13 protein-coding genes are annotated in these 12,674 nt (G+C 70.7%); 10 read left to right on the forward strand and 3 right to left on the reverse strand.

Annotated features, from left to right (window positions below; genetic code table 11):
• Window positions 1-132: 132 nt before the first annotated feature.
• Window positions 133-2,184, reverse strand: a complete 2,052-nt coding sequence (locus tag AWZ10_RS02035; RefSeq protein WP_046704187.1) for a phosphocholine-specific phospholipase C — start codon at window positions 2,182-2,184, stop codon at window positions 133-135.
• A gap of 274 nt (window positions 2,185-2,458) precedes the next feature.
• On the opposite strand from AWZ10_RS02035, the gene AWZ10_RS02040 reads away from it, so the two are divergent.
• The 3 genes from AWZ10_RS02040 to AWZ10_RS02050 are packed head-to-tail and all read left to right on the forward strand — an operon-like array spanning window position 2,459 to window position 4,664.
• Window positions 2,459-3,523 (forward strand): aromatic ring-hydroxylating oxygenase subunit alpha, encoded by a 1,065-nt coding sequence (locus tag AWZ10_RS02040; protein WP_078935289.1) that lies wholly within the window; start codon window positions 2,459-2,461, stop codon window positions 3,521-3,523.
• Window positions 3,520-3,702, forward strand: a complete 183-nt coding sequence (locus tag AWZ10_RS02045; protein ID WP_037704171.1) for a hypothetical protein — start codon at window positions 3,520-3,522, stop codon at window positions 3,700-3,702. The genes AWZ10_RS02040 and AWZ10_RS02045 overlap by 4 nt, the downstream gene beginning before the upstream one ends.
• The gene (locus AWZ10_RS02050; protein WP_060890296.1) at window positions 3,699-4,664 is read left to right on the forward strand and encodes a PDR/VanB family oxidoreductase; all 966 of its coding nucleotides are present in this window, start codon (window positions 3,699-3,701) and stop codon (window positions 4,662-4,664) included. The genes AWZ10_RS02045 and AWZ10_RS02050 overlap by 4 nt, the downstream gene beginning before the upstream one ends.
• Here the strand turns inward: AWZ10_RS02050 and AWZ10_RS02055 are convergent.
• On the reverse strand, window positions 4,641-5,492 hold the full coding sequence (locus AWZ10_RS02055; RefSeq protein WP_046704184.1) for an IclR family transcriptional regulator domain-containing protein: 852 nt from the start codon (window positions 5,490-5,492) through the stop codon (window positions 4,641-4,643). The genes AWZ10_RS02050 and AWZ10_RS02055 overlap by 24 nt on opposite strands.
• Before the next feature lie 261 nt (window positions 5,493-5,753).
• Between AWZ10_RS02055 and AWZ10_RS02060 the strand changes: the two genes are divergently transcribed.
• From AWZ10_RS02060 to AWZ10_RS02075, 4 genes are read left to right on the forward strand one after another with little or no spacing between them, the layout of a single operon-like run.
• Window positions 5,754-6,722 carry an ABC transporter substrate-binding protein gene (locus AWZ10_RS02060; protein ID WP_060890297.1) on the forward strand — a complete coding sequence of 323 codons (969 nt, stop codon included), beginning with the start codon at window positions 5,754-5,756 and terminating at the stop codon, window positions 6,720-6,722.
• Window positions 6,719-7,492, forward strand: a complete 774-nt coding sequence (locus AWZ10_RS02065; protein ID WP_046704182.1) for an ABC transporter permease — start codon at window positions 6,719-6,721, stop codon at window positions 7,490-7,492. The genes AWZ10_RS02060 and AWZ10_RS02065 overlap by 4 nt, the downstream gene beginning before the upstream one ends.
• Complete coding sequence (locus AWZ10_RS02070) at window positions 7,489-8,268, forward strand: ABC transporter permease (protein WP_046704181.1); 780 nt, start codon at window positions 7,489-7,491, stop codon at window positions 8,266-8,268. Before AWZ10_RS02065 ends, AWZ10_RS02070 begins: the two co-directional genes overlap by 4 nt.
• A 23-nt stretch (window positions 8,269-8,291) precedes the next feature.
• Window positions 8,292-9,077 carry an ABC transporter ATP-binding protein gene (locus AWZ10_RS02075; RefSeq protein WP_046704192.1) on the forward strand — a complete coding sequence of 262 codons (786 nt, stop codon included), beginning with the start codon at window positions 8,292-8,294 and terminating at the stop codon, window positions 9,075-9,077.
• Between the two features lie 75 nt (window positions 9,078-9,152).
• Here AWZ10_RS02075 and AWZ10_RS02080 read toward each other — a convergent pair whose 3' ends face one another.
• Window positions 9,153-9,836 carry an MmyB family transcriptional regulator gene (locus tag AWZ10_RS02080; protein WP_046704180.1) on the reverse strand — a complete coding sequence of 228 codons (684 nt, stop codon included), beginning with the start codon at window positions 9,834-9,836 and terminating at the stop codon, window positions 9,153-9,155.
• 274 nt (window positions 9,837-10,110) lie between these two features.
• On the opposite strand from AWZ10_RS02080, the gene AWZ10_RS02085 reads away from it, so the two are divergent.
• Genes AWZ10_RS02085 through AWZ10_RS02095 form a run of 3 tightly spaced genes read left to right on the forward strand, consistent with a single transcriptional unit; the run spans window position 10,111 to window position 12,592 of the window.
• The gene (locus AWZ10_RS02085) at window positions 10,111-10,767 is read left to right on the forward strand and encodes a helix-turn-helix domain-containing protein (RefSeq protein WP_037704183.1); all 657 of its coding nucleotides are present in this window, start codon (window positions 10,111-10,113) and stop codon (window positions 10,765-10,767) included.
• A gap of 31 nt (window positions 10,768-10,798) precedes the next feature.
• The gene (locus AWZ10_RS02090; protein ID WP_046704179.1) at window positions 10,799-11,329 is read left to right on the forward strand and encodes a hypothetical protein; all 531 of its coding nucleotides are present in this window, start codon (window positions 10,799-10,801) and stop codon (window positions 11,327-11,329) included.
• 54 nt (window positions 11,330-11,383) lie between these two features.
• The gene (locus AWZ10_RS02095; RefSeq protein ID WP_037704185.1) at window positions 11,384-12,592 is read left to right on the forward strand and encodes an MAB_1171c family putative transporter; all 1,209 of its coding nucleotides are present in this window, start codon (window positions 11,384-11,386) and stop codon (window positions 12,590-12,592) included.
• Window positions 12,593-12,674: the final 82 nt, after the last annotated feature.

A 12,674-nucleotide genomic window follows, 5' to 3' on the forward strand; every position in this document is an offset into this window, starting at 1 on the left:
GCCGGGGCCGTGCCGGCGGCAGGGCCGCGCACGCTGGGGCCGTAGGCCTTCAGGGGGCGCGGGGAACTGCGCGCTCGACCACGTGCGAGCCGCAGTCGCCCAGGAACACACGCCCCCGAGCTACTGGGCGCCCTACCGCCACCCCAGCGCCGGATCGCTCACCCCCGCCCGCCCGTTCTCCACGTGCCCGGCGAACCTCCGGAGGAACCCCCCGTCGGCGGTGACGGTCAGGTCGTACCAGCGCCTGCTCGACCGGAGATCGACGACCTGCCGGACGGTCGCGCCGGCCCGCACCCTGACCGTGCGGGACCGGCCACCGTACGCGCTCCCGACCTTCAGACTCACCGCGCCGGAGCCCTTGTTGGTGAAGGTCAGCTCCACATCGTCGCCGACGTGCCGCGCGGTCACCTCGGGCCCGGCCGTCGATGCCTTCCCCGGCCCCTCGAAGACCCGCAGGAAGCCGTTCGGACCGTGCACCGTGAGGTCGTACGAGCCGCCGGAGTACGCGGAGTTCCACGTGTCCGACACGGCCTTGCCCGCCTCGGTGGTGTATGTCCACGGCCCGTCCGTACGGTTCCCGGAGGTGACGAGGAAGGCCGCCCCCGCCCTGCCGCCGGAGGCGAACGTGAGGGTGAGGGTCCCGGCCTTCGGATCGGCCGAACCGTCCACCCTGGGCGCGTACCTGAGCGGCCGGGCCGGACGCAGCCCCCGTTCCTGCTTCGGCATGCTCGGGTCCGCCGGCACCGCCGGCTTGTAGTCGGGATGCCGCTCCCGGTCCTGCGGCTCGTACTCGTCGGTGTCCGGCAGCACGGCCGGCCGGCTGTCCTTGTGGGAGAAGTCGAACGCGGCGGTGAGGTCACCGCAGACGGCCCGCCGCCACGGCGAGATGTTCGGTTCCCTCACCCCGAAGCGGCGCTCCATGAACCGCACGATCGAGGTGTGGTCGAGGGTTTCCGAGCAGACGTAACCGCCCTTGCTCCAGGGGGAGACGACCAGCATCGGTACGCGCGGACCGAGACCGTAGGGGCCGGCCACACGGTTGGCGTCACCCTTGTAGAGGTCCGGTGCCACATCCACCGTGGACCTGCCGCGGGAGGCGTCGCGCGGCGGCAGCGGCGGCACGAGGTGGTCGAAGAAGCCGTCGTTCTCGTCGTACGTGATGAACAGCGCGGTCTTCGCCCAGACGGCCGGGTCGGAGGTGAGCGCGTCCAGGACCTGGGAGATGTACCAGGCGCCGTAGTTGGACGGCCAGTTGGAGTGCTCGGAGAAGGCCTCGGGCGCGGCGATCCAGGAGATCTGCGGCAGTCTGCCCGCCTTGACGTCCGCTTTGAGCAGGTCGAAGTAGCCGTCGCCGGCCTTCGCGTTCGTACCGGTGCGGGCCTTGTCGTACCAGGGGTCGCCGGGCTCGGCGCCCCGGTACCTGTTGAAGTAGAGCAGCGAGTTGTCGCCGTAGTTGCCCCGGTAGGCGTCCGCTATCCAGCCCCAGGAGCCGGCCGCGTCCAGGCCGTCGCCGATGTCCTGGTAGATCTTCCAGGAGATCCCGGCCGCTTCGAGGCGCTCGGGGTAGGTCGTCCAGTCGTAGCCGACCTCGTCGTTGCCGAGGACGGGGCCGCCGCCCACGCCGTCGTTGCCCGTGTACCCCGTCCACAGGTAGTAGCGGTTCGGGTCGGTCGAGCCGATGAACGAGCAGTGGTAGGCGTCGCAGACGGTGAAGGAGTCGGCGAGGGCGTAGTGGAACGGGATGTCCTCGCGGGTCAGATACGCCATCGTCGTGGTGCCCTTGGCCGGCACCCACCGGTCGTACTTGCCCCCGTTGTAGGCGGCGTGCCCGTCCGACCAGCCGTGCGGCAGGCCCTCCAGGAACTGCATCCCGAGATCGTCGGCCTCGGGGTGGAACGGCAGGACGTCCTTCGTGCCGTCCGACTGGTGCCACACGCTCCTGCCGTTGTCCAGCGTCACCGGATGCGGGTCGCCGAAGCCCCGTACTCCTCTCAGGGCGCCGAAGTAGTGGTCGAAGGACCGGTTCTCCTGCATGAGGACGACGATGTGCTCGACGTCCTCGATCGTGCCGGAACGGTGGTGCGCGGGCAGCGCCGCGGCCCGCTGGATACTGGCCGACAGTGCGCTGAACGCCGTCGTGGCGCCCGCTACCTGGAGGAATCGCCGCCGGTTGACTTCAGGCATGGGTGGATGACCTCTTGTCCTGACGTGGTGCGTCGGATGTGACGTGCGCGGAAGGAATGGTCCAAGAGGAACGAACGCCGGGGAAGGGTCCGTGGCGCGGGTGTGACATGTGAGGGGCCGCCGCGCGAACAGCGCCGGGCCGGCGCGCCACGGCCGGGCAAAGCGGCTTCCGTCTGACGGAAGGGGTATTGCCGGGTCCCGTGCCCGCTCACGAATGTGGTGACACGCGGGGCGACGCGGCTCCGCTCTCAGGGTTCTCAGGGACGGGATCGCCATGCCTCACATGACCGCCTTCGCCAGGAATCAGTGGTACGTCGCCGCCTACGCCGAAGAGGTCGGGCGGGAGCTGCTCGGACGGACGATCCTGGGTGAGCCGATCGTCTTCTACCGGACGGCGGAGGAGGGCACGCCGGTGGCGCTGCACGACCGGTGTGTGCACCGCCGGTACCCGCTGTCGGAGAGTGGGCTGGACGGGGACCGGATCGTGTGCGGCTACCACGGCTTCACCTACGACACGACGGGCGCCTGCGTGTACGTGCCGGGGCAGAAGCGGATCCCGCGGACGGCGCGCGTGGCCTCGTACCCCGTGGTCGAGCAGGACTCGCTGATCTGGGTGTGGATAGGTGACCCGGCGCTCGCCGACCCGCAGACCATCCCGCGCGCCGAGCACCTGGCCGCCCCCGGCTGGCTCACCGTGCGCGGCATGGAGCCGATCGACGCCGACTACGGGCTCCTCGTCGACAACCTGCTCGACCTGTCCCACGAGACCTATCTGCACGGCGGGTACATCGGCACCCCCGAGGTCGCCGAGACACCGATCACCACCGAGGTCGACGAGGGCGCGGGCGTCGTACGGGTGAGCCGGCACATGGACGACGCGGAGTGCCCCCCGTTCTACGCGAGGTCGACCGGCATCGAGGGCCGGATCACGCGCTGGCAGGACATCGAGTACTTCGCGCCGTGCCTGTATCTGCTGCACAGCCGGATCGCCCCCGTGGGCGTGGTCCCCGAGGCGGACGGCAGCGACCCGAACGGCTTCCACACCGAGATCACCTACGCGATCACCCCGTCGACGGACGGCAAGGTCTACGACTTCTGGATGGTCTCCCGGGACTGGGCGACCGAGAGCGACGAGGTCACCGAGTTCCTCAGGGGCAACAACCACACGGTCGTCATGCAGGACGTCGACGCGCTGAACCTGCTCCAGGAGACGCTGGGCACCGAGCGCACCGGCTACCAGGAGCTGAGCATCAACATCGACACCGGTGGTCTGGCCGCCCGCCGTATCCTCGCCCGGCTGGTCGAGCAGGGTGAGAAGCCGGTGGAGAAGGTCCTGTGAGCACACCTCCCACCTTCCGGACCGGGGAGGTCTACCGCGTCGACTGGCTGCCGGGCACGGACATCCTGCACGGCACCTGTCACTGCGGGCGCGAGCACACCGCGCAGGACCCCATCGAGATGTGGGAGTGGATGCTCGCCCACCCCCAAGGACACGAGCCGCAAGGAAGCAGCGCATGACCTCGTCCCCCTCACCCTCGCCTTCGTCGTCGACGTACGAGGCCGAACTCGTCGTCGACGGGCGGGAGTTCGCCGCCGACGGTGTGCTCGCCCTCGTCCTGCGGCATCCGCTGGGCGAGGAACTCCCCGCCTGGGAGCCGGGCGCGCACATCGATGTGCTGCTGGGGCCGGAGCTGGAGCGCCAGTACTCCCTGTGCGGTGACCCGGCGGACCGGCACAGCTGGCGGATCGGGGTCCTGCGGGAGCCCGACGGGCGCGGCGGATCGGCTTACGTGCACACGGAGTTGGCGCGGGGCGACAAGGTCCGTGTGCGCGGGCCGCGCAACAACTTCGCCCTGGAGCCGGTGCCCCGCTACCGGTTCGTGGCCGGCGGCATCGGCATCACACCCATCCTGCCGATGCTGGCCGCGGCCGAGGCGGCGGGCGCGGAGTGGTCGCTGCTGTACGGCGGGCGCAGCCGTGCGTCCATGGCGTTCCGGGCGGAGTTGGGCGGCTACGGCGACCGGGTCACCTTCGCCCCGCAGGACGAGACCGGGCTGCTCGATCTCGGGTCCGTGCTGGACGGCCTGCCCGAGGACGCCCTCGTCTACTGCTGCGGGCCCGGTGCCCTGCTCGACGCGGTCGAGGCGCGGTGCCCCGGGAAGGCGCTCAGGGTCGAGCGGTTCCGGCCCAAGGAGCAGGAGACGGGCCCGGACACCGAGTTCGAGGTCGTGCTGGAGCGGACGGGGAGGACCGTCACGGTTCCCGTCGGGGTCTCCGTGCTCGACACCGTGCGGGCCGCCGGGGTCGAGGTGCTGTACTCCTGCGCGGAAGGCACCTGCGGGACGTGCGAGACGGACGTCCTGGACGGCACCCCCGACCACCGCGACTCGGTGCTGAGCGACGAGGAGCGCGAGGCCGGGGAGACCATGCTCATCTGCGTGTCCCGGTGCCAGGGGTCACGGCTGGTGCTCGACCTGTAGCGGTTCGGGGGCCTCGGCCCGTGCCCGGCCCGTGGCCGTCCGCGTCACACACAGGTCGGCCTCGATCCGGGCGACCGTGGCCAGCAGGTGGGGCAACAGGTCGCGGCGTACCGACTCGACCGAGGTGCGGCCCGCGTGGGCGGGGATGTTCACGCCGGCCACCACCTCGCCGTCCCGGTCCCGGACCGGGACGGCGACCGATCGGAGCCCCTCCTCCAGTTCCTGGTCGACGACCGCGTACCCCTGCCGGCGTACGCGGCGCAGCTCGGCCCTGAGCTGGTCGGCGGAGGTCAGGGTGCGCCGGGTGAGGGGCCTGAGGTCGGCGCGGGCGAGCCGGGCGTCGATCTCCTCGTCCGGCAGATGGGCGAGGACCACCCGGCCGACCGAGGTGACATGGGCCGGGAAGCGGGTGCCCACGGTGATCGACGCCGTCATGATGCGGCTCGTCGGGACCCTCGCCACGTACACGACGTCGTCGCCGTCGAGGACGCACAGCGAGGACGACTCCCCGACCTGCGCGACCAGCCGCTCCAGATGCGGCACGGCGAGGTCGGGGAGGGTGAAGCCCGACAGGTACGCGTAGCCGAGTTCGAGCACGCGCGGGGTCAGCCGGAACAGCCGGCCGTCGGTGTGGACGTACCCGAGGTCGACGAGGGTGAGCAGGAAGCGGCGGGCGGCTGCCCGGGTCAGCTCACAGCTCCGGGCGGCCTCGCTCAGGGTCAGCGCGGGATGCTCGGCGTCGAAGGCCCGGATGACCGCGAGGCCCCGCTCGAAGGACCGGACGAAGTGCGGTTCGCGGGCCCCGCCGAACCGGTCTCGATCGGGCATCGTCGCCTCCAGGAAGACGCACGGAGACCGCACGGAAGCCGCACGGGACCCACACGAAAAGCCGCACGACGAAGCACGGCACGTGCGCTCCGTTCGCACGACGGTGCGCTCTGCGCACGCTAGGAGCACACTTCTGCAACTGTCAACGGCCTTGCACGGCCTGGGCATTGACCCGTGACCGACGGCGTTCTACCTTCCGGCTGAGCACTTCCGTGCGGTGTGCGCACAGTCTGTCGAAGAGCGTTCCCACCAGGGGGAGTCATGCGTCGTCTGCTCATCGGCCTCGCGGCCGGCACTTTGTTCGTCACCGCGACGGCCTGCGGTTCGTCCGGCTCCGGGTCGGACGGCGGTGACTCGGCATCCGGTGGCACCACCACACTCAAGCTCGGCGTCATCCCCATCATCGACGTCGCCCCGCTGTATCTGGGCGAGAAGAAGGGCTTCTACAGCGAGCGCGGTCTCGAACTGGAGCCCACGCTCGCGCAGGGCGGGGCGGCGATCGTGCCCGGTGTCGTCTCCGGCCAGTTCGACTTCGGCTTCAGCAACATGACCTCCCTGCTGGTCGCCCAGTCCAAGAACGTGCCGGTCAAGGCCGTGGTGAACGGGGTCGCCTCCACCGGCAAGGTGGGCGGCGACTTCGCGGCGATCGCCGTGCGGAAGGGCAGCCGGCTGAAGTCCGCCAGCGACCTGGAGGGCAAGAAGGTCGCGGCCAACACGCTGGGCAACATCTGCGACACCTCGGTCAACGAGTCGGTCCGCAAGGACGGCGGTGACCCGTCCGAGGTGGAGTACGTGGAGATGCCGTTCGACCAGATGCCGGCCGCGCTCGCCAAGGGGCAGGTCGACGCGGCCTGTGTCGTGGAGCCCGCGCTCGCCACCATCAAGTCCCAGGGCGGCACCGTACTGGCGTCGAACTTCGTCGACGTGTCGCCGTACCTCACCGTGGCCATGTACTTCACCTCGCAGCAGTACGCCGCGGAGAACCCGGAGACGGTGAAGAAGTTCCAGGAGGCCACGGCGGAGTCGCTCGCGTACGCCGACGCGCACCCGGACGAGGTCCGCGAGATCATCACCACGTACACGAAGATCCCGGAGAACCTGCTGGAGAAGGTCGTCCTGCCCCGCTGGCCCGCCGAGCCGGACCGCGCCTCCATCGAGCGGCTCGCCGAACTGGGGCAGAAGGACGGCCTGTTCGAGAAGGCCCCGGACCTGGACAAGCTACTGCCGTGAGGGGTGCCGACACGCTCCTCGGCGCGGCCGGGCTCGCGGGGTTCCTCGCCCTCTGGGAGGCGCTCCCGCGGCTCGGCCTCGTCGAGGACGACTATCTCCCGCCGGTCAGCCGGGTCGCCGACGCCCTCGCCGACGAACTCGCCGACGAGGCGTTCTGGGCGGCGCTCGGTGACACCCTCACCGGCTGGGCGGTCGGGCTGCTGATCGCCGTGACGGCCGGGATCCTCACGGGGGTGGTCATCGCCGTCGTGCCGTACCTGCGCGAGGCGACGTCCTCCACGATCGAGTTCCTGCGCCCGATCCCCTCGGTCGCCCTGATCCCTCTCGCCGTCCTCCTGTACGGCAGTGAACTGCAGTCGGTGCTCCTGCTGGTGGTCTACGCGTCCTTCTGGCAGATCCTGATCCAGACCCTGTACGGCGTCCAGGACGTCGACCCGGTCGCCGAGGAGACGGCCCGCTCCTACGGTCTCGGCACCTGGGCGCGGATCCGGTACGTCCTGTGGCCGACCGCCCTGCCGTACGTCATGACGGGCGTCCGGCTGGCCGCCGCCGTGGCCCTCGTCCTGGCGGTGACCGCCGAACTCGTCATCGGCGCACCGGGGTTGGGCCGGCGTATCTCGGTCGCGCAGTCCTCGCAGGCGGTGCCGGAGATGTACGCCCTGGTCGTGGTCACCGGGCTGCTGGGGCTGATCGTCAACGTGGGCGCCCGCACGGTGGAGCGGCGGGCCCTGGCCTGGCACCAGTCGGTGCGCGGGGAGGTGACGGTGTGAGACTCGTGCTGCTGAGGCTGCTGTTCGTCGTCGCCCTCCCTCTCGTCCTGGTCACCGTCTGGTGGCTGGCGTCGGACGAGAGCACCGATGTGTTCTGGCCACCCCTGCGTACGATCCTCACCACCTTCCCCGACGTCTGGACGGCCGAGCGGCTGCGCGCCGACGTCCTGCCCAGCCTGCTGCGCCTGTCCGCCGGGTACGCCCTGGCCGCCGTGGCCGGCATCGCGCTCGGCACGGTCATCGGCTCCTACCGCCGGGTGCGGGCGGTCTGCGAACCGGTTCTCGAATTCCTGCGGGCCGTGCCGCCGCCGGTCCTCGTCCCGGTCATCATGCTGTTCGCGGGCATCGGCGACACGATGAAGATCGTCGTCATCGCGAGCGGCTGCGTGTGGCCGGTCCTGCTCAACACCGTCGAAGGCGTACGCGCGGTGGACTCCGTGCTGTCCGAGACGGCCCGGTCGTACGGCATCACGGGCGTGGCCCGGCTGCGGAACGTCGTCCTGCGCTCGGCGAGCCCGCAGATCTTCGCGGGGCTGCGCCAGGCTCTGTCGATCGGCATCATCCTCATGGTCATCAGCGAGATGACCGCGTCCAGCAACGGACTGGGCCACACCATCGTCCAGTTCCAGCGCGGTTTCGCGATCCCCGACATGTGGACCGGCATCCTCGTCCTCGGCCTGCTCGGGTTCCTGCTGTCCGTCGTCTTCCGGCTGGTCGAGCGGCGCGTGCTCGGCTGGTACCACGGTCTGCGCGCATCCTCCCGGCGGTCGTGGTGAAACTCGAGAAGGGGCGGCGGACCATGCTCGACGTACGGGGTCTGAGGAAGGTCTACGAGAGTTCCGGGCGCCGCGTGGAGGCGGTGCGGGACCTCACGTTCACCGTCGACGCGGGCGAACTGGTCTGTCTGGTGGGCCCGTCGGGCTGCGGCAAGACGACCCTGCTGAAGTGTGTGGCCGGGCTGCTGGACCCGACAGCCGGTGAAGTCGTCCTGGGGGGACGGCCGGTGGACGGGCCGCCGCCGGGCATGGCGGTCGTCTTCCAGGAGTACGGGCGCAGTCTGTTCCCCTGGATGCGGGTCCGCGACAACGTCGAACTGCCGCTGAAGCAGAAGAAGTCGGGCAAGAGCCGGCGACGTGAGCTGGTCGACGACGCGCTCGCCTCCGTCGGCCTGTCCGACGCGGCGGGGGCGTACCCCTGGCAGCTGTCCGGCGGTATGCAGCAGCGGGTCGCCATCGCCCGCGCGCTGGCCTACGAGCCGGACGTGCTGCTGATGGACGAGCCGTTCGCGGCGGTCGACGCCCAGACCCGCGCCGATCTGGAGGACCTCGTGCGGGGCCTGTGGCGGGAGCGGGGCATCACGATCCTCTTCGTCACCCACGACATCGACGAGGCCGTCTACCTCGGTGAGCGCGTCCTGGTCCTGTCCGCCTCCCCCACCGTCGTACAGGAACAGCTCAAGGTCGACCTCCCCGCCGAACGCGACCAGTTGCACACCCGCGTGGCACCGCGTTTCGCGGAGCTGCGCACCCATGTGTACGAGCAGATCCAGGCGGCGAAGCGGGGTGTCCCCCTGGACAAGGGGTGACCTCTCAGGACGACACGAGGTGACCTCCGGTGCCGTCGGCGACCTGAACGCCGGCGGCACCGGAGGAGGTACGGCTCACCTCTCCGGGGAGGGCACCACGCTCAGATGGCCCGCCGCGGCGCCCCGGGGGCGGCGCGTCCTGCGCAGGGGGTCGGACGGGCGGCCCACCTCGCGCAGGACGAGGGTCATGCGGTGGTAGCCCATGTCGCGGAGGGTGTCGGGGGTCTCGCCGACGATCCGGCAGTGGGTGGCGCCCCAGCGCGGGTCCGGGTGGACGAGGGGGCGTACGGCCCCGTCGTGCCGGCCGGCGGCGGGGCCGACCGTGCGGAGCCAGTGCGGGAGGCCGTGACGGTAGGCGGCGTCCATGATCGGATCCTGGGCGATGTCCCGGCGGATGGACTGCAGGCCCCGGTCCTGGGGGTGATGCTCCACCGCGGTGGCGAAGTGGGCGAGCATCGGCAGGCACCAGCTGGACTCGTGGTCGCCGAGGACCGTGGCGGCGTCCGGGTGGAAGAGCACGAACCGGAGGAAGTTGTCGCCCGGCATGGCCGTCGGGTGCGGTCCCACGCCGTTGAAGAGCGCCCGGAACGCGGCGTTGGACAGGACGACGTCCCAGCGGTGGTCGAGGACGACGGACGGGAACAGGACGGAATCCTGCAGCACTGCGTAGTCCTGGAGGTACGCCTGCGCTTCCCGGGCTTCGAGACTGTCGGGGACGGGCCGCGGTACCCACCGCTGCCCTCCTGCCTGATACGCCATCGGGAGGTCACCCCTCTTGCCTATGCGGCCTTCTCGCGGCGCCTTGATCCTGCTGCCCTGGGCGGAGTCGTGTCAACTATCGTGGCATTCGACGCCGGTTGACGGCTGAATCTCGCCACAGTTGTGGCGAGACCTGGATGTGAGTTCGACCGAACCGCTAGTCTCCCCGCAGTTCACGGTGTACTTGCCGAGACCGGGGTCTCGCGCCAGGCTTGGATCCACGGATTCCGCAGTACCGCGAAATTGGCCTGAGAGAGACGTAGGAGATCTGTCGGTGACGGATGGCTTCGAGGTTCCGGACGCCGCGGCGACGGTTCTGCTGCCGGCCGTCGTGGCCCGTGTCACCGCGCTGGCGGACAAGCTGCGCGTACGGCACACGGAGGTCTTCGACACCCGACGCCTCTCGGGCGCGTCGGGTGTGCCGGAGGCGGTGGTGAAGGCCCTGCTGAGCGGGCAGCGCGCCGGTGAGCCCGACGTCCAGGCCCGCTTTCTGCAGCGCCTGGACCTGCTGCGACGCACCCGGCTCAAGCCGGGCGGCCGTAAGTACACCCAGCAGGAGATCGCCGACGGCGCCGGCATGTCGCGCCAGCAGGCGGGTGCCCTGATCAACGGGGACCGGCGTCCCACGATGGAGCACTGCGACGCCATCCAGCGCTTCTTCAGAGTGCACGCGGGTTTCCTCACCGCCGAGGATCCCGAGGCGCTGGCGAGCGCCCTGATGCGGACCGAGCAGGAGCTTCTCCAGCAGCTCGCCGACCGTGAGCGCGCGGCGGCCGAGGCCGCGGACGACCCGTTGCAGCGGCTGCTGCAGAACCACGGGGTGCGCTCCATCGCCTGGCGGGCGGCACAGCTGCCCACCGACCAGCACCGCGACAAGGTGGCGGAGTGGCTGGACATGCTGCTGGAGAGCGTCAAGCGGCCCGAGTCCTGACCGGGGGAGAACTGTGGGCATCGGAAAGGAAATGCGCCGTCTGTGCGGCGAGTTGGTCGGCGAACTCACGCTGCCGGCACCGGCGGACCCCGCCGACCTCTACAGCGCCCTGTGCGACGCCATGAGCAGACGCCGCGGCCGCCCCGTCCACTACCGTACGGCCGTCTTCCCGCCGGGCACGGCCAGTGGGCTGTGGCTGGACATGGCCGAGCAGGACCTGGTCGTCATCGAGGAACGCACCGCGCCCGACCACCAGTTGGTGATCCTCGGCCACGAGCTGTGGCACATGCAGGCCGGGCACTGCGGCCGCCACGTGGAGGGTGCCGCGGTCGCCACGCGCTTACTGAGCCAGGACGCCGATCTGCACGCGACCGTGCTGAAGGTCGCCGCCCGGACCCGTTTCGACCTGACGGACGAGCAGGACGCCGAGAGTTTCGGACTGCTGCTGGCCAGCAAGTGCCGTACCTGGCTCGCCGGTTCGGCGCTGCGCGGGCCGGTGCGCCGCGATCACCTGGCCGGCCGCATCGGGGCCTCCCTGGGCTACCGCGGGCCGCAGGGCTGAGCGGCCGGGAACACCGAGAAGCAACGGACGCAGAGACGCCGAGACGCCGAAGACATGGACGGGTCCAGCTACTACATTCCTGCCGTCGCGATGACGATCGCCCTCGCCTCGAAGACACCCGCGCTGCTGCGGAACTGGGGCGACCCACTGATCAGGTCCGTGTGCGCGCTGATGACGCTGGCCGCCCTGGTCTTCTGCTTCGCCGCGCCGCCGACGATCACCGAGGTCAACCGCGTCACCGGCGTCGCGAACATGTCGGCGGCCGTCGTCTACCTGCTGCTGAGCGCCTTCAGCGGCTCCTGCCTGGTGCTGATCACCAACTGGCGGGGCGGACCGCCCGACACGACACGCCGCCTCTCGCACCGCTGGATCGCCGGGTACGGCGCGGTGTGCGCGGCGATCGTGCTGCTGTTCGTGCTCGGCGAGGCCCCCGTGGAGCGGGTGCGGGACTTCGACACGTACTACGCCACCACCCCGTTCCTGCGCGAGATGATCGTGCTGTATCTGATCGGCTTCACCGCCGCGGGCGTCGCGATGAACGTCATGTGCTGGCGCTGGGCGCTCCAGGTGCGCGGCTGGCTGCGCGCCGGGCTGGTGATCATCGCGTTCGGTTTCCTGCTCAACGTCCCGTTCGCGGCCGTCAAACTGATCGCCGTGGTCACCCGCTGGCAGGGCGGCGACCTGGACTACCTGAGCACGTACGTCGCCCCCGTGCTGTCGTCCGTCGGCGCGCAGATCTGCGCGCTCGGCTTCTGTCTGCCGCTGGCCGGAGAGCGCCTCGGCGACTCCTGGACCATCTGGTCCATGTACCGTCGACTCGGCCCGCTGTGGCGGGAGTTGCGTCCCGTCTGGGCCCAGGCGAGCCACGAGGTGCGGATCTCCTGGTGGGCGCCGGCCCGGCTCCAGATGACGCAGCGGGAGTCCGACATCCACGACGGCATGCTCAGCCTGTACCCGTACTTCGACTCCGAGGTACGAGCCAAGGCGTACACCGCCGCCGTCGCGGCGGGCTCCGAGCCCGTCCAGGCGCGGGCCGAGGCCGACGCCGCGATGGTGACGGCGGCGGTACGGGCCAAGGAGGACGACCCGGAGGGCCGGGTCATCAGCTCCGCCACGGCCGACGCCCCCGCCCCGCCCGCCGAGAACCCCCGTGACCTCGTACGGATGTCCATCGCCCTGCGTCAGTCACCCGTCGTAGCGGCCGCCCGTGAATGGGCCGCCGCGACCAGGTCAGAGAGCGACTTCCATGAGCGAACCCGTTAGCGGCCCGAGCGACACCGCGGTCACGGCTCCCCGGCGTGCCGTCGTCGTCGGCGCGGGCCTGGCCGGCCTGCTGGCCGCCGCC

The organism is Streptomyces europaeiscabiei (assembly GCF_001550375.1).
GTDB classification, from domain to species: Bacteria; Actinomycetota; Actinomycetes; order Streptomycetales; family Streptomycetaceae; genus Streptomyces; species Streptomyces europaeiscabiei.

Bases quoted from the DNA above. Each gene is read 5' to 3' on its own strand.
- AWZ10_RS02035 (WP_046704187.1), bottom strand. From the start codon at position 2,184: ATGCCTGAAGTCAACCGGCGGCGATTCCTCCAGGTAGCGGGCGCCACG.
- AWZ10_RS02040 (WP_078935289.1), top strand. From the start codon at position 2,459: ATGCCTCACATGACCGCCTTCGCCAGGAATCAGTGGTACGTCGCCGCC.
- AWZ10_RS02050 (WP_060890296.1), top strand. From the start codon at position 3,699: ATGACCTCGTCCCCCTCACCCTCGCCTTCGTCGTCGACGTACGAGGCC.
- AWZ10_RS02055 (WP_046704184.1), bottom strand. From the start codon at position 5,492: ATGCCCGATCGAGACCGGTTCGGCGGGGCCCGCGAACCGCACTTCGTC.
- AWZ10_RS02060 (WP_060890297.1), top strand. From the start codon at position 5,754: ATGCGTCGTCTGCTCATCGGCCTCGCGGCCGGCACTTTGTTCGTCACC.
- AWZ10_RS02075 (WP_046704192.1), top strand. From the start codon at position 8,292: ATGCTCGACGTACGGGGTCTGAGGAAGGTCTACGAGAGTTCCGGGCGC.
- AWZ10_RS02080 (WP_046704180.1), bottom strand. From the start codon at position 9,836: ATGGCGTATCAGGCAGGAGGGCAGCGGTGGGTACCGCGGCCCGTCCCC.
- AWZ10_RS02090 (WP_046704179.1), top strand. From the start codon at position 10,799: ATGCGCCGTCTGTGCGGCGAGTTGGTCGGCGAACTCACGCTGCCGGCA.
- AWZ10_RS02095 (WP_037704185.1), top strand. From the start codon at position 11,384: ATGGACGGGTCCAGCTACTACATTCCTGCCGTCGCGATGACGATCGCC.